Genomic DNA, 16,272 nt, shown 5'->3' on the forward strand with positions numbered 1-16,272 from the left:
TCTCATTCTTAATACGTAAACGTAATCGTCACTAAAGAATACCCTTCTTTCGCATTGTAAGGCTCCGCTTTATAAGAAACACGGTTGAACCCTTGCGGATAACCGATTTCCCCAATTGCATTTTTCACATCTTGCAGCGCACCGTTCATTGATTGCTTATAAAGTACTTCTATCTTTTCTGGCTTTGCACTATAACGCTGCTGCATTTTATTTTTTAATTCAGTATAGTTATTTGCAATATATTCATTTCCTAAATAGTTTAACTTTGTATCTTTTAATATTTGCTGATATGCAGACGTTTTCGTACTACCTGCCGCAATTTTATTTGTCAGTGTACTATAATAATTTGTTGTAGCTTGCGGATAGTCTCCACGGTTCCACTCATGATTTCTTGCGATTTGTTCATCTGATAAATTGAAATACGAATACGTTACGCGGCCCTGCTCATCTGGCACCGGATCATCGAATGTTGTATCAAGGTGATACCAATTGTTTTCGATTTTCACTAAATTCCAAGCATGAGGTTGTCCGTCCCCAGTTCCTGTCACGAAATGATTTTCAATTCCTGCTTCTTTTAATAATTGATAAGTTAATAGTGCGTAACCTTGGCAAACCGCAGAACGATTTACAAGTGCTTCATATGCTGTGTAAGCTTTATAAGACGTATCATAAGAAACATGCTTTACTACGTAATCATGAATCGCCTTCACTTTTTCGTGATCATCCATTCCAACTTGAGTGATAGAAGAAACGATTGCTTTCGCTTGTTTCATGACATATTCCGTCTGTTCTTTCGTTTCACGATATGTAATCTTAAGCGTAAACGTATAATTTCCAGGTGATCCAGAAAGTCCATATGAAACATTCGATCTATTATTATTTGTATACTCATTCTTACTTGCCACTTCTTTATATGCGTTAAAAAGTGTATTCATCACTTCGTCTGTATTATTATTTTTCGTTTTATATGGCAGTGTAATATTTGTCTCGTATGTATTAATACGCTTTTGTACTTCCTCTTTAAACGCTGTTAATAATGCCGCATCTCCTGTATCTTTCACATCAGCATTTTTATACTTCAAAGTTTTATATAAAAACTGCGCATACTGTTCACGTGTTACTGTGCCATACGGTTCAAAATTCCCGTTCCCTGTGCCATCTGCGATTCCATTTGACTGCACCGCACTAATTGCATTTTCTGCCCAAAATGGATTTGGAACATCCTTAAAGGTATGTTTTTGTTTTGCCGCAAGATGGAAAGCATTCGTAAGAATTTGTGCCATTTCTGCACGATTCACAGAAGCTTTCGGTCTAAATTGGCCATTTTCATCACCTTTAAAAACTCCTAAATTTGTTAAAGTTAATACCTCTTCTGGGAACATTGTAGAACTTTGATTAATATCACCGTAAGGATTTTTAAACGTAGACCCATCCTTTAATACGTAACGAGTTCCATCATTACTAAACGAGCCGCCTTGTTTATTTGGTACTAACACTCGATAAATTAAAGCCGCAACTTGCTCCCTTGTCGCAACATCTCCAAAACCAAATATCCCATTTCCATAACCGGAAATAATATTTTTACTCGCTAAATCTTTAATCGCAGGATATGACCAATGTGATGTCGGCACATCAGAAAAAACACCCACTTCAGCAGCTTTTACATCGCTGCCATTTGTATATAACAACGCACCACCAATAAGTGATAATGATGTAATTGATTTTAATAGTTTTGTATACATAATGTCTTCTCCCAATACGCTCTCTATTTTTGTTGGTTTATGTCGAAAAATCTAAAAATATGACAAAATATATTATACAATTAAAACTTTTTAAGGGATATATTAAATTTTAAAATATGCAAAAATTCATATTGTTATAAGGATTCATGGTGATATTATGTTATTTTACTTGCGAATATATAAATAAAAAAACGCTCATCTGAGCGTTTCATCTATATACCTAATAATTACTTTTTTCTACACTTCGAACTCTTCTTCGGTAATAATCCTTTGATCTAACAACTCTTTATACTCCAATATTTCTTTAGCCCCACGACTCTCCATGCGTATATTGTATAACACTTTTTGTATTGACCTTTGATTGGTCCGTTGAAAGATTTACTCCATTTAGAAATAATTCTATTGAATTTTTCACCACTAGCCACAAAAACATCTTATAATCTTTATATAATAAACTACAGTATTAGGAGTAGATAAAATGCCAGTTACACTCGAACTTATTCTTTTCATTCTTATAGCAATTAGTGCTGTTGGCTATTTAATAAAAGAATTTCAAAAAACTAGGAAACGAACACTTGGAATTTCACTAGAATTTTTAGTTCTTTTCTGGTCAATATGGAGAATATCAACTCTCATAATCTAATTTATAAAACATGAATTCCTTCGAATGAAGTGAAACTCTAATCAGTGGGGGTTTTACGGGATAAATTTACCAGTATTTTCACCACAACATTCATGTTAAAATCCCTTGTGAGTACGACATAACTCGACCTTATGAAGCTCCGCAGCTTTTATCGCGGAGCTTTTTTTATTTAAATTAACGCTTTTGTTCACTTTTTTGATACATTTACGAAACATTCATATGTTACGTTATATAAGTCCTTTTTTTAATCATATTCATTCTAGTAAAAAGTCCTAGTCCCCCTAGGACTTTTTGCATTCAAATAATGAGTTGTCTTTTTTCTCAATAACCGAAACTATTTAACATGGTAAAATAATAATTGGACTGGCATCCAATACCATATTACAATGGAGCAAATCGCAAGAAGGCACCTTAGAGTGTCTTTTTTGTACATAAAAAAATCTTACCATCTTATAGAAACGATAAGCCCTTTAAAACAATAATTGCAACTATATTAACTTTACATTACATTAAGGTTAGAGAATGTTCTTATATTAATAAAGTGCTAAATAGTAGGTGAAAAAATGGAATTTAACGATTTGGGTATTACCATTAAAGAACTTAGAATTAAAAAAAATATATCACAATCCGACTTATGTCACGGAATATGTTCACAAAGTCAAATTAGTAAGATCGAAAAAGGTGTGATTTATCCATCTAGCATATTGTTATATCAATTATCAGAAAGACTCGGTGTTGATCCAAATAGTATATTTGCACTAACTCAAAACAAGAAATTAAAATATACAGAAAACGTAAAATACGTAATGAGGGATTGCATAAGGCAACATCAATATAAAGAGCTTTATGAAATAGTAACAAGAGAAAAATACACAAATAATTTTCAAACAAAAGAAGATAAACAATTTCTAATATGGCATGAAGCAATTGCTATATATTGTGTGAATAACTCAACAAAAGTGGCTTTAACTCTTTTAAATAATGCACTAAAACTAACTGTAACCAATATTGATTTTTTATCAGAGAGAGAAATAGATATTCTACATACAATGGCTATACTTCATGCAGAAAATAAAGAATACAAAAAAAGTATTACTATCCTTAAAAGATGTTTAAATAATTTTAACAAATTAGATTTTCCTAGAGATAAAGAAATTAAATTGAAAATCATTTATAATTTAGCAAAAAATTTAAGTTACACATATCAATACGAAGAAGCAATAAAATACATTGATAAGGGTATCCAATTAGCTATTAATCTAAATACTTTTTACTTATTGGGTGAACTATACTATGGAAAAGGTTCAAATTTATTAAAGCTTAAACAATATAATGAAGAAGATGTTGCTAATAACATGAGAAAATCATTATTTATATTTGAATTAACAAAAAACGAAAAAAAATTACAAATAATTAAAGAAGAATATTTCGAAAACAAAAATAACCACTCATAATTTCTTAAAAACTACTTATAAAACTCACAGGAAAAATCCCAATAGTTTTTAAACTTAGAACCATATTATTGTTTTAATTCAGAGGAAGGCACCTTAGGGTGTCTTTTTTTATTTTCAAAAGGACCTGCTCAATTAATTCTTAAAAACATACTAAGAAACATTGTTTTATTTATCCCATTTTCATTCATGCTATATAAAATTCGTTAATAAATCCACCTCAAACATATTTATATGCATTGGAGTATGTTTGAGGTGGAACTCCTTCAAATACTAGTTCCTTTTATAAGCCGTTTTTTTGATGTAGATGACATTATTCTCAATACAATAGAATGAATTATGGGAACATACTTAGCAATATATATCAAAAAACAATATTAAGAAAACCCCTCCACCTTAAGGTAGAAGGGATCTTCTAATTTCTATTTCAAACTACCTAAAATTTCCGTAAAGATAACCCAAAGCGTATGTGCACCTGCATCTGGATATCCTAAACTTTTTTCACCAACTACCGCTCCTCTGCCGAATGATCTTTCACCGATAGATTGTATGCCGTGAAGTGCTACTTGTAACATTTCAATTCAGATATACGACAGGAAAGAATACATCATCACAGTGTCAGCAAGCAAAAGTGTATTCTGCATTTCTGAAAACAGTAGATGGCAGATTGTGACCTACTGAATCTGCTAAGAAAGAATATACAAGAACATCCTTAACATCCTCTTTATTTCCACTAATGATGACATCAAGGAAATCTTCTACTTGAAATTCTGGAGTAAACAACACAATCTTAGTTGTTCTGTTTGGTTCTAAAGAAACAAAAGTACGAGAGATTTCAACTAATTCATTTTGAGTTGGGAAAAAGGTGTTTCGACTTCTCTTAACAGTTACCGTTACATTACTAGTATGGCAGCGTGAATCATTGTTTAACATAATGTTGAGAGCAGTTGGAATAATCCCATTTTCAGAAACTGGAACTCGAAACACTCCAGTAGATTTATGAGCCATATAATCAGATCCTTCCAAAATAAAATATATTTACAATATATTAGATGCAAAAAACGTTCATTTTGATATGGACAAATTATATGATTAATATATCTATAATAACCCTCGGTATTACTAAGCCAATGTTTTAAAAGATTAACAAATAATTACCTCTGCAAATTTAGAAAATATCTACACTTTTTACAAACATTATTACAATTAGATAAACTAAAGCAATATCTCATTAACAAAGGGACTCCATAATTGGAGTCCCTTTGTTAATGAGATATTAAAAATGATCAGCATGTGAATATTGTATAATTTCTTCCTTTTTTAGAGCATGTTGTGTATCACCTGTATTGTTACTAAATGATAATACTATCACTAATCCTAACGTCGCTAATATAAGCTTCTTCATTATTTTAACGCCCCTTTGCTTAGTAGTTTTTGTTTCGCTTCGTAACATACATCGAAATAATCACTAACTTTTTCATGCTTATTCAATTTGCTGCGACAACATCATTTGATAAAAATCATTAAGTTGTTGCATAACTGCTTCATACATTAAAATATTTGTGCTCATATCACTACGTCCTCCTCAACTACTTCTATTTACCTAAAAATTATCATAATTCTGTAAATTATATAATAGTTCAACCTCTAATTGTAAATCGATAAAAAACAACAGAATATTCCGAATCAAGAGAAGGGATTGGCTAACAAATGGTTACTGTATAAAAATAAAAAACTTGTGATATTGCTTTTATCATATTTGCTCTTATATATGGTTCTGTTACAAAGTTTGCTAAGTTAATATAAACTCTAGAAAAAATGAATAAAGATCACCACAGCTGAGCTATCTTTAATCCGTATAATAATATAAACATTCTATTAATTCATATTATTAATAAGGAAATACTTAAATATTCGATTTTTTTCTAAAAGTGTATTATACTGTAAATTGCTGAGGGATACATTTTAGTATTTTCTGGTAAATATTCAGTTTGTTAGGTTGTTATTAGTATTATGGTAACGAAAACCTTATATTTTCCCTTGAAGATAAAGCATTAGCAGCAATTACATCCAGATATCATAATAATAATTATTTTCTTAACAATATCACGGAATTTTAATTCAGAAAATTCGAACCCTTAAGTAATATAAAGTGCTAAATAAAATATTTAGACAATTGAAGTCCAACAACGATTAGAAGATATATATATTAGAAAAGGAATTTTGGGAGAGCTTATCCTATATAACTAATACATATAGCGTTGTATCTTTAAATCAATAAATTTTTCGATAAGCTAGTTAATAGATTATTGAATTTAATCTTTTAATAGAGTTAAAAAAATCAACTTTACATTCTAATTTAGAAATTATTAGGTGGTGTCGGTAGTGTTTGAGTATCTTTTAGTTAAAGCTTTATTTACTATTTTCTTAATTAGCCTAATCGTGTTAATCAGTTTAATATGGACTAAAATAGAAAAAATTCTGGACGAGACTGTATTTAAAAACGTTTCTGAAAAATCCAGATATGTAGTAACTATGGTAATTGTTATGGTAGGAGAATTTGTTCTCATAGTCATTACTTCATTAAATTGGAGAGCTTCAATTATTGACACACTCTTTTTTGGTAGTATTATTTTATTCTGCTGTATATGGCTAATACCTTATTTTGTTAATCAACAACAAAACGTCGCTAAAGTTATGGATAAGCATTTTAGTGGAGGGGTAGATTTAGGTGAAATTCAAGTTCATCGTGCGAAACTTTCTGCATTTAATTTAGGAAGTATTGTATTTTCTATAGTGGGAATTATTATACCTATTTGTTATTATTTTAAATACTTTTTATAACGGTTTATTGGTTCTGTTGGAAATTTTTTAAAGATATAGTAATAGGTGAGATTACAGATATTTATGTAGAAACAACTTAGATGTATAAGACAATCCATGTGAGCGAAAACAGTAAAATACCCTATAAGGTCTCTTTTACTTGTATTAATTAAAAAATGATACTAATTTCCAAAACTTCCACCAGGACTTCTTTTTAGCTGCCCTCCCACCACTATGAGAGGTAAATGAAGGAAACCGATACAGCTTGTGCGTATGCAGTGCATTTTGGTCTGGGTCACAGTCTTTTAACGTGGTCGAACTACAGGGGGAGTAAGCATATTCCCGATGGATCCATTTCTATACCTCCATTATCTAGGGAAATCCCCCAGTATCCAAGACTAAATTTTACCCATACATCATTTTTTGATGTAGCTCTTGAAGATAAAAACTATTTAATTTTCAAGGAACAGTTATTAACTTAAAACTTATTATATGAGGAGGGTGTATCATGAAAAAAATATGCTTTGTATTAATTGTCGACGCTGGTATAAATTATGGTTCAATATTTTCTCTACCATTTTTAAGGAATCAGGATGATTTGAAGGAATATTTCTCTAAGTATTATGATGTCTCAATTAATTATATTAGGGATAAAAACTCAGTTGACTATTTGGTAGTTCCCAAACCGTGTCCAGCTTTTGATAATGAAAATAATCTTCCAATAATTGAAGTACCAGCAATCTTATTTATGGAAAAGAATTTTGAAAAAATAAAGACTTATATAGATAATTATTTTTCCAATAACTCATAAAGAAAATAAAAGTACAATAAAAAGAAGTCCGATAAAAAACGAGTGGTGTAGAATATTTCTATTAATCATTCGTTTTTTATTATATTTACATATATTTTTTAAAAGAGGATTATAGACGTTCTGAAAAAAATTAATTATAACAAGAACAGTGTTCGTGCTACTATCTACGGTTATTTTTTGTACTAAGTACCCCTTTAACTAACAAGACAACAAAAAATAATTAATATATTAAAGTGAATAATGTTACTATTTTTCAAACCTAATCTAGAAGACACCGGAATTCTTTCGGCTTCATATTCCTTCATCAGCTCAAAATCAGCCTGATTATTAACATCTAACTTTCGTAAATCTTACTTTTTATCTATTTGACGTATCATATTTGAAACCTTCAAGCTGAAGCTACTTTCTTGCACCTTTTCAAAACCAAATTTAGGATAAAATTCTAACACCGTATCATTCGCGAATAAGTATATAAAATTATAATTCTTCTCGTATTTTTTAATGATATGATTCATTAATTTAGTCGCTAATTAATTGATATTCATTCATGATAAATCCTCCATTTTTTATTATATTTTCCTAAAAAGAGTGTATATTTCTTACAACAATCTACTACTAAGTTTTCGTTAATCACCGCCTTATAATAGGTGTAACGGCATAAAAACATGCTTCCGGAATCAAAAAACGACAAAAAAAAGACCACAAGAAGAAACATCTTCTCATGGTCAAATTTCTGTCTATTATAAATACACCTATCCCGAAAGAATAGATATCGTGAAATAACATGAAATTTTTTGATAAGATATAATGTCTTCTAACCGCTACTAGTAAAAGGGTATAACAAATAAAATCAAGGAATTGTCCTTAATTTGACCTTTTACAGTATAAAATTCGTTTGAATTTTAATTAGCGATTAATAAGCTTCATCATATACAATCAAAACCTCTTTTCAATATAATTTCTTACTAAGAATATCTCCTTTGAAAACCGTTGTAAATGAAGACATAACAAAAAACAAGATTTATGTCCTTCTGTATCACCAAAATCGGTCGTTTTTGGTGATACAAAAAGACACATACTATTATTCTCGAAAACTACAGAAAAATCCCTCCGTCTTAAGACAGAGGGACTTTCTCATTCCTATTTCAAACTACCTGCAATCTCCGTAAAGATAACTCCAAGCGCATGTGCACCTGCATCAGGGTATCCTAAACTTCTTTCGCCAACTGTACCAGCGCGGCCCATGCGAGCTACGATTTCTTTCGTGTACTCTGCTCCTTTAACCGCTGCTTCTGCACCTTTTTCAAAGGCAGTTTTTACGTCTACTTCGTTTGAGGCGCTATCTAACCAAGAGTCTACACATGGAGCAAGTGCGTCAACAAGCGTTTTGTCACCAACTACTGCTCCTCTGCCGAATGATCTCTCACCGATCGATTGGATGCCTTGCAGTGCTGCTTGCAGTATTTCAGCGAATTCTTTCACTGTTAACTCACGCTTCTCGCCTGCTGCTTTACTAGCTGCGCGGAATGCACCGCCCCAAATTGGACCAGAAGCGCCGCCGCAATGTTCCATAATAATCATGGAGCAACCATCAAGGAATGATCCGATTGTTACGTTCTCTTGATCTACAATAGAATGCCACTCACGTTTTAATTGCTTAAATCCTTTTGCTACACTCATTCCGAAATCGCCGTCACCAGCGTGCGTGTCTAACTCACAGAATGGTACTTCATTTTTAATGATAATATCGCTCATTTTATCAACGAGATAAATCATGTTGTTTAATGTAATGACATTATCTTTAATAACAGCGTGTTCTTCTGCTGTTTCTAGTTCAAATGAAACTTCCTTCTCTTCTGTTTCTTCAAGTACATTTACATACTCTAAACTTTCAACTGGTCCATCTACTTTAAACGCTGGTGTATTACATTCTTTTGATAGTAATGTTTTTAACTCATCATCTAATTTCATTACAGTTAAAGACATACCAGCCATATCGATACTCGTCATATAGTTGCCGACGAATACTCTATTAATTTTAATGTTTCTAGCAGCTAATTCTCGCGTCACTGCATTGTTAAATAAGTAAAGTTCCTGCAGTGGTGTTCCGCCAAAACCGTTAACTAGAAGTGCGATTTCCTCGCCATCTTTTACTCCTAAATCTTTTATAAGGTCATTTGTCATACGGTTCGCTAGTTCATCTGCTGACAACATTTTTTCACGCTTAATTCCTGGCTCGCCGTGAATACCTACGCCGTATTCCATTTCATCTTCCGCAAGTGTGAAAGTAGGTGATCCGCTCGCTGGAACTGTACAAGACGTTAACGCTAAACCAATTGTGCGCACGTTAACCGCTGCTTTTTCTGCGACAGTTTTCACCGCTCCTAAATCCATACCTGCTTCCGCTGCTGCACCGGCAATTTTATGAACTAAAATAACTCCTGCAACGCCGCGGCGTCCTACTGTATACAGACTATCTTCTACCGCAATATCATCGTCCACTTTGACGTAGTCGACTTCAATTCCATCTTCCGTCGCTAAATGCGCACCGTTTTTGAAATTCATAATATCGCCGCTATAATTTTTAATAATTAATAACGTACCTTTTTTACTAGCTGTTTCTTTAATTGCTTGATATACCTGAATTTGTGAAGGAGAAGCAAAAACATCTCCGCACACCGCCGCATCTAACATTCCTTTTCCGACTAATCCTGCATGTGCCGGCTCATGGCCACTACCGCCGCCACTAATTAACGTTACTTTGTTTTCGTTCATTTCTTTCTTCTTAATCACTTTATATTTTTTCAAAAGTTCAAGCTCTGGGTGAGCCATAACCATTCCGTTACACATTTCCATTACTAATGTTTCTGGTTTGTTTATAATCTTTTTCATTGTGATTATCCCTCAATTCCTTTAATATATTGTGATATATTTGAAATCTTCTTCTTACTACTCATGTTAAAATGAAAGCGTTTTATAGTAAACGGACAAAATGGACAATCTGTCTAAAGACACCGCTCTCATTTATAGATAGGATTTTTATATTACTAACATTCTAGGGATGATTCAGATGACCTCTTCTATAATTTCTAAAAAGATAATCGCGAACTCATTGAAATATTTAATGGAAACAGAGTCGTTTCATAAAATATCAGTGAGCGATATTATGTTACACTGTCAAATGCGTAGGCAAACTTTTTATTATCATTTTAAAGATAAATTTGAACTATTAAGCTGGATTTATAGAGAAGAAACGAAAGAAAATATTATAGACTTTCTCGATTATGAAAAATGGGAAAACATTTTTGATTTATTATTTGATTACTTTTATGAAAATCAAAAATTTTACCGAAATGCTTTTAAAGTTATTGAGCAAAACTCGTTTAATCACTATTTATTTGAGCATACGAAAAACTTATATATGAAGATTATTGATGAACTATCTGTAAGCTGTGGATTCAGCCTTTCTGATGAGACAAAAAATACGATTGCCTCCTTTTATAGTCACGGCTTCGTTGGAACAATAAAAGATTGGATTGAAAGCAAGTGCGAAGTAGATCCTTCCATTATGTCTTCTCTTATGAAAAATATGATAAACAATCAATTACTACTATTACTTGAGCAATCAGCAAAGTAATTAAAGGGTGGCAAAAGCAATGAAAAAGATTATGAATGATGTACAACATATCGTTCAAGATATGCTGCATGGCTTTTATTTTGAACATAACGACAAAGTAAATTACGACGAAACAAATAACATCATTTATGTAAAGGATATCGAAAAACTAAAGCAAAACGTCGCGATTATAAGCGGCGGTGGTAGCGGACATGAACCCGCTGATATTGGCTATGTAGGAAAAGGTATGCTTACAGCGGCAGTAAACGGCAGCATTTTCACTCCGCCTACAGTGGAACAAATTGTAGCGGCTACTCGCCTCATGCCAAAAGATAAAAGTATTTTATTCATCATTAAAAACTTTAAAGATGACGTTGAGAACTTTCTAGCGGCTGAGCAGATCGCTAAAGAAGAAGGAAGAAAAATTGACCATATCATCGTAAATGACGACGTTTCAATTGAAGATGATGCTTCTTTTAATAAAAGAAGACGCGGCGTTGCTGGTACTGTTTTCATTCAAAAAATACTTGGTGCGTCTGCTCTTGAAGGTCATTCTTTAGAAGAGCTAACAACAATTGGCCGTTCTGTTACAGAAAACTTACACACATTAGGAGTTGCTCTTTCACCTGCAAACGATCCAGTGCAAGGAAAAGCTTCATTCACATTAAATGACGATGAAGTGTTTTACGGCGTCGGCATTCACGGAGAAAAAGGATATCGTAAAGAAGCACTATCCTCTTCTGAAATATTAGCAATCGAACTAATGAACAAACTTAAAAGCATTTATCGCTGGAGAAAAGGAGACAACTTTGCCATCCTTATTAACGGACTCGGCGCAACGCCATTAATGGAGCAATACATTTTCGCAAATGACATTCGCCGTTTATGTGAGCTGGAAGGATTACAGATTACATTCGTAAAAGTTGGTACATTGCTAACTTCTTTAGATATGAAAGGTGTTTCGCTCAGTTTGCTTAAGGTAGAAGATTTGGATTGGGTGAAGTGGTTGAAGGAAAGTACGGAAACTGCTAGTTGGTAATACAAATAAAGTGAAACTTTAATCAGCCCTCACCAATCGGGCTTTTACGGGCAGACCGATCCTCACCTTGAAATAAACTTTTAGATAACTCAAAATAACAAGCAAAAAGTCCCTTCAAAGTTAAAGGGACTTTTTAGTATGTAGAAATTAGCCTAAACCTAAGATTACATCTCTTGAAAGGGGGCATTTTTATGTTATTCAGGTTTATTGAGGAGCTTTTGTTTGAAGCAACTTTAACCCCATACCAATAAAAATCAGTCCTGTTATCTTATTTAGAATCATTCCTACCTTTTGGTTTCCTCTTAATTTTTTTGTAACATATGAAGAGAAATAAGCAACAAATAAACACCATAATAGTCCAGTTACTGTAAAAGTAAGTCCTAAAATGATAAAAGGCATAGGACCTGAAGCCTTTGTATCTATAAATTGCGGAAGAAACGCAATAAAGAATAAAGAGACTTTTGGATTCGTAAGACTTGTTAAAAGCCCTTGTATATATATTTTTCTAATGTTCAATTTATTGGACGAGGCCTGGAAAGCTACATTCGTCTTATCAAGTATCATTTTAATCCCTAAATATACAAGATAGATAACACCTATAACCTTAATAGTGTTAAATAGCACAATGGATTTTGTAAGTATAATAGATAAACCAAAAGCAACCAACAACGTATGAACTAAAGAACCAGTAATAATACCAAACACAGAATACATACCTGCTTTTCTACCTTGTGAAATACTTCTCCCCACAATGTACATGGTGTCTGCACCAGGAATTAAATTCAATAAAATTCCTGTTAGTAAAAACACTTCATAATTAATAATACCGTACATTTTAGCACCTCTATCTATTTTTTTGGTGCCCTTATTGATATTAAATTAAATAAACGAAAAAAGAAAGTATTTTCTATTTATTCAATAAAATTAGCGGATTTTTGAATCTACAAACGAAATCCAGCTATTTAAAAATTCAATTACTGAAGAATTCTGCCCTCAATATTACAGCAAATTTACATTAAAAATGTAAATCCTCATTTCCTTTGTATTTTCCTTTATTAAGTCTTTTTCTTATGAATAATTCTGCAACAATTAAATTGGGTACCCACGCTAACCAAGCAATAATAGCGTAACTAAGTTCAAAACGCTCTATTCCAAATAGAACGATAAACAACGGTAGCCAAATTCTTAATGTAACTGCTCCAAAGGTTAAAGAATAATTTCTAATCATCCAATTCCGATGCTCTTTAATTTTTTTATTCTTAACTCCATGTAACGCTTGATATGCTGATGTTAGCCAAAATACAGATAACAAACCGAAACCTAGCTTCGCTACCAATCCTCCCGTAGCATAAAAAGATAGGTATAGTCCAGAAACGCCTCCTAATAATATACCAACCATATAGATTCTCCCAATTATTCGATGACGGTTGATATTCCTTTCTCTAAATCTAGTGGATAATGTAAAAGGACCAATTACTAATGCTACTATACTAGTTGTAATATGTATAAATAGCATCATATACCAGAACGCACTTAATTTAGATCCAAACATAAGCTTCACTTTTACAAGCCCTGTTTGAAATCCATCCATAATAAAATATTGGACAACAATATAACTAGCTACTAAAAATGCAAAACAAGTAACTACAAACCAAATTTTCCTGTTCAAATTTTACTGCCTCCTTATTACATTCACGAAAATTAGATTATATATTTCTTTTCATTCTCGGGAAAAATAGAAAAGCCTTCTTTACTCTCTTTAGCACATTGTTTTTATAAACCGAATGACTTACATGCAACGACGAATAAAATATATGATACAAGGCCCTTCTTCATACATAAAAACCCTCAAGTATGTCGTTCTATACTTGAGGGTTTTTTCATTTATTCTCTCTCGTCTCTCATTTTCTTAAATCAATAATTAGCTCATCTGTAATCTGCTCAAGATGGAAAAATCTTTTTATATAATGGATATCAGACCATTTTTCTTCTCCACCAATAATAAATAATTCTTGCGCATCATACATAAATGAAAAGCTTGGATAGAAACTGTCCGCTTTTATTTCAATCCCACCAGTACGATTACTGATAATCTTACAGTCTGCTGAATAGCTTAATAGCGTATAGAGAGAATCTTGTGCTGATTGGAAGAAATACTTCATAAGTGTGGTTATATCATCACTATTGGTAATGCACACTTTAAAAAAGTTCGTATCCTTTTTCTTATTAGTAAAAACTAGCTCAAAATGAAGTTTATTCTCTTCTAAAAACCCTTCAATAAAGTCTCTACATAAATAAGTTTCAAATAACATATACATAGGAAATTTGTTATGTGCGCCTATAAATCCTTTAATGATTTCTTCAAATCCTGTATGCAGATTCAAATTCGTTCCCATTCCTATCATAATAGGGTGATTTAAATAAATAGGATACGGTGATTGCCCTTCATCTTTTAACATATACACTCGTTTTTCATCTGTATGAAGAGCTGGTTTAGACTCTTTTAGTAAGTATTGAGATAATTGAACATTTAACACATTTACACCTGCCTATCATGTCATACATAAACTGTATCTATTAAGTTAGAAAAAAGGATGAACAATTCATATTTTACCGTGTATAAGCGAGAAGAACTAGAATAGATCGCCGGCTTACATGTCTCCAGGATAATAAATGAACATCGCACCTACAAATGAAAAAACTAAACAAAAAACAGCCTCGTATTTTATAACTAAAGAAGAGTTCGTATCAAGCCTTTTTTCCTCTCTTTTACATATCATTTTAAACATTTTAAATAAAACTCTATATATTACATACCCCACAATTGCCCCAAGGGTATTCGTAAATACATCATCAATATCTGTAATTCTATTATTTAATAATTGGTTTAACTCAATTGCCAATGAAAAAAAGAATCCCGCACATACGGTGTTTTTCATTTTTCTAAACTGCGACCAAATAGTCGGTAATAAAAAACCTAATGGCATAAACAGTACAATGTTCAAAAGATACGTCGTACTACCTGCCGTATCAAATAGAGTCAAGTTGATTTGACTTACACGAATCCACGTTTCATATCTACTTATATCCCATACAGTCGCGATCTGCGTCACCCTATACACTAGCGAAAGGTAGAATAGAAAAACATATACCCACAAAAAATGCAGAATAGATATAGTTCTTTTCGCTTTAAAATAAAATCCAATTTGAAACACAATACAAAACATAATAGTAAAAAAATAAGTATACAAATAACTCATCAAAACTCCTGTATCCATGTAGAATCCCCTAACTTTACAATTTCATCTATGACTTTGTTGTTTATAGGATAGGAGAAACTTTTAAAATAAAAAGTGGGGTAAACATAAAATTTTTCTTAAATCTTCAGTTGGGTTTTATTATTACTCTTCTTAGGAATCCACCATTGATAGCTAGGCAACAGTATGCTTACACTTAACAATATTATCATTTTTGCACGTAATCCTCGTAATACTTTAACCGATGAAGCATATATAAAATCATGTGAATCGTTTGTTCAGTTAAAACATGAAATTAAGAAATATATGACGTACTATAATCACTCTTGCTATCAATAGAATGTACAGAAGATGACTCCTGTTTGCATACAGAAATCATCTTTTTTAGGTTACCGATTTTTTTTATAATGTCCTTTACAAAGGGTACAAATCAAGAGCATCTTATTCCTATTCAAGGGGATCAACTATACCTTCCTCCCTTAAAATCACTAAAACCCATTTACAAATCTATAAAAGTAGATATAATATCCTTATGGAACCTTTATTAATTTATAAAGCATTGTCAAATGAAACAAGATGTCAAATTTTATCATGGTTAAAAAATCCAGAAAACCATTTCGACGAAAAACCTTACCTAGAACAAGACCTTAACTTTCAAGTTGGAGTATGTGTAGGAGATATCCAGCTTAAAACTGGCTTAGCTCAATCGGTTATTTCTAGTTATTTATTAACTATGAAAAAAGCAGGCTTACTAGAGTCTGACCGAATTGGAAAATGGACCTACTATCGTCGAAATGAAAAAACAATACGAGAGTTTTCTGAATACGTCCAAAACGAATTATAAAATGAAAGCTAATAATCAATCAGCATACTAATTGATTATTAGCTTT

Annotated in this window: 15 protein-coding genes and 1 pseudogene; 7 read left to right on the top strand and 9 right to left on the bottom strand. The window is 32.1% G+C overall.

The genetic code is table 11. The features are described from left to right. Nucleotides 1–8: 8 nt before the first annotated feature. Entirely contained in the window at nucleotides 9–1,742 is a 1,734-nt protein-coding gene (locus tag QCI79_RS07850) for an S-layer homology domain-containing protein (protein ID WP_000288181.1), read from the bottom strand. Between the two features lie 1,206 nt (nucleotides 1,743–2,948). On the opposite strand from QCI79_RS07850, the gene QCI79_RS07855 reads away from it, so the two are divergent. Further along, nucleotides 2,949–3,839 carry a helix-turn-helix domain-containing protein gene (locus tag QCI79_RS07855; RefSeq protein ID WP_000395461.1) on the top strand — a complete coding sequence of 297 codons (891 nt, stop codon included), beginning with the start codon at nucleotides 2,949–2,951 and terminating at the stop codon, nucleotides 3,837–3,839. Between the two features lie 419 nt (nucleotides 3,840–4,258). Here the strand turns inward: QCI79_RS07855 and QCI79_RS07860 are convergent, their stop codons facing one another. The 3 genes from QCI79_RS07860 to QCI79_RS07870 form a co-directional block, all read right to left on the bottom strand. Beyond that, complete coding sequence (locus QCI79_RS07860) at nucleotides 4,259–4,411, bottom strand: DAK2 domain-containing protein (protein ID WP_000942238.1); 153 nt, start codon at nucleotides 4,409–4,411, stop codon at nucleotides 4,259–4,261. Between the two features lie 43 nt (nucleotides 4,412–4,454). After that, on the bottom strand, nucleotides 4,455–4,844 hold the full coding sequence (locus QCI79_RS07865) for a hypothetical protein (protein ID WP_000940662.1): 390 nt from the start codon (nucleotides 4,842–4,844) through the stop codon (nucleotides 4,455–4,457). Between the two features lie 268 nt (nucleotides 4,845–5,112). Further along, nucleotides 5,113–5,241 carry a hypothetical protein gene (locus QCI79_RS07870; protein WP_000733538.1) on the bottom strand — a complete coding sequence of 43 codons (129 nt, stop codon included), beginning with the start codon at nucleotides 5,239–5,241 and terminating at the stop codon, nucleotides 5,113–5,115. A gap of 980 nt (nucleotides 5,242–6,221) precedes the next feature. Here QCI79_RS07870 and QCI79_RS07875 point away from each other — a divergent pair. After that, nucleotides 6,222–6,680 (top strand): hypothetical protein, encoded by a 459-nt coding sequence (locus QCI79_RS07875; protein WP_000464469.1) that lies wholly within the window; start codon nucleotides 6,222–6,224, stop codon nucleotides 6,678–6,680. A gap of 487 nt (nucleotides 6,681–7,167) precedes the next feature. Further along, nucleotides 7,168–7,470, top strand: coding sequence for a hypothetical protein (locus QCI79_RS07880; RefSeq protein WP_000717611.1), 303 nt, complete (start codon nucleotides 7,168–7,170; stop codon nucleotides 7,468–7,470). 1,140 nt (nucleotides 7,471–8,610) lie between these two features. Here the strand turns inward: QCI79_RS07880 and dhaK are convergent. Then, a complete protein-coding gene (gene dhaK / locus QCI79_RS07885) occupies nucleotides 8,611–10,362 on the bottom strand; it encodes a dihydroxyacetone kinase subunit DhaK (RefSeq protein ID WP_000720756.1) in 1,752 nt (583 codons plus the stop codon). A 178-nt stretch (nucleotides 10,363–10,540) separates the two neighbouring features. Between dhaK and dhaS the strand changes: the two genes are divergently transcribed. Then, on the top strand, nucleotides 10,541–11,107 hold the full coding sequence (gene dhaS / locus QCI79_RS07890; RefSeq protein WP_000204212.1) for a dihydroxyacetone kinase transcriptional activator DhaS: 567 nt from the start codon (nucleotides 10,541–10,543) through the stop codon (nucleotides 11,105–11,107). Between the two features lie 19 nt (nucleotides 11,108–11,126). Beyond that, nucleotides 11,127–12,125, top strand: coding sequence for a DhaKLM operon coactivator DhaQ (gene dhaQ / locus QCI79_RS07895; protein WP_000723344.1), 999 nt, complete (start codon nucleotides 11,127–11,129; stop codon nucleotides 12,123–12,125). 204 nt (nucleotides 12,126–12,329) lie between these two features. On the opposite strand, the gene QCI79_RS07900 is transcribed toward dhaQ, so the two are convergent. From QCI79_RS07900 to QCI79_RS07915, 4 genes are all read right to left on the bottom strand, one after another. Then, a complete protein-coding gene (locus tag QCI79_RS07900) occupies nucleotides 12,330–12,959 on the bottom strand; it encodes a LysE family translocator (RefSeq protein ID WP_000274242.1) in 630 nt (209 codons plus the stop codon). A 181-nt stretch (nucleotides 12,960–13,140) separates the two neighbouring features. Next, nucleotides 13,141–13,794 (bottom strand): DUF2306 domain-containing protein, encoded by a 654-nt coding sequence (locus tag QCI79_RS07905; RefSeq protein WP_001080302.1) that lies wholly within the window; start codon nucleotides 13,792–13,794, stop codon nucleotides 13,141–13,143. 232 nt (nucleotides 13,795–14,026) lie between these two features. Then, a complete protein-coding gene (locus tag QCI79_RS07910; protein ID WP_021728753.1) occupies nucleotides 14,027–14,662 on the bottom strand; it encodes a hypothetical protein in 636 nt (211 codons plus the stop codon). A 114-nt stretch (nucleotides 14,663–14,776) separates the two neighbouring features. Beyond that, entirely contained in the window at nucleotides 14,777–15,403 is a 627-nt protein-coding gene (locus tag QCI79_RS07915) for a VanZ family protein (RefSeq protein ID WP_000379423.1), read from the bottom strand. A gap of 216 nt (nucleotides 15,404–15,619) precedes the next feature. On the opposite strand from QCI79_RS07915, the pseudogene QCI79_RS34970 reads away from it, so the two are divergent. Both QCI79_RS34970 and QCI79_RS07920 read left to right on the top strand, forming a co-directional pair. Next, nucleotides 15,620–15,721, top strand: a pseudogene (locus tag QCI79_RS34970) (TetR family transcriptional regulator); the annotation flags it as partial. Nucleotides 15,722–15,914: 193 nt separating this feature from the next. Further along, nucleotides 15,915–16,226 (top strand): ArsR/SmtB family transcription factor, encoded by a 312-nt coding sequence (locus QCI79_RS07920; protein WP_000433539.1) that lies wholly within the window; start codon nucleotides 15,915–15,917, stop codon nucleotides 16,224–16,226. Nucleotides 16,227–16,272: the final 46 nt, after the last annotated feature.

It is taken from the genome of Bacillus cereus group sp. MG1, assembly GCF_040460035.1.
In the GTDB taxonomy this organism is placed as follows: Bacteria; Bacillota; Bacilli; order Bacillales; family Bacillaceae_G; genus Bacillus_A; species Bacillus_A cereus.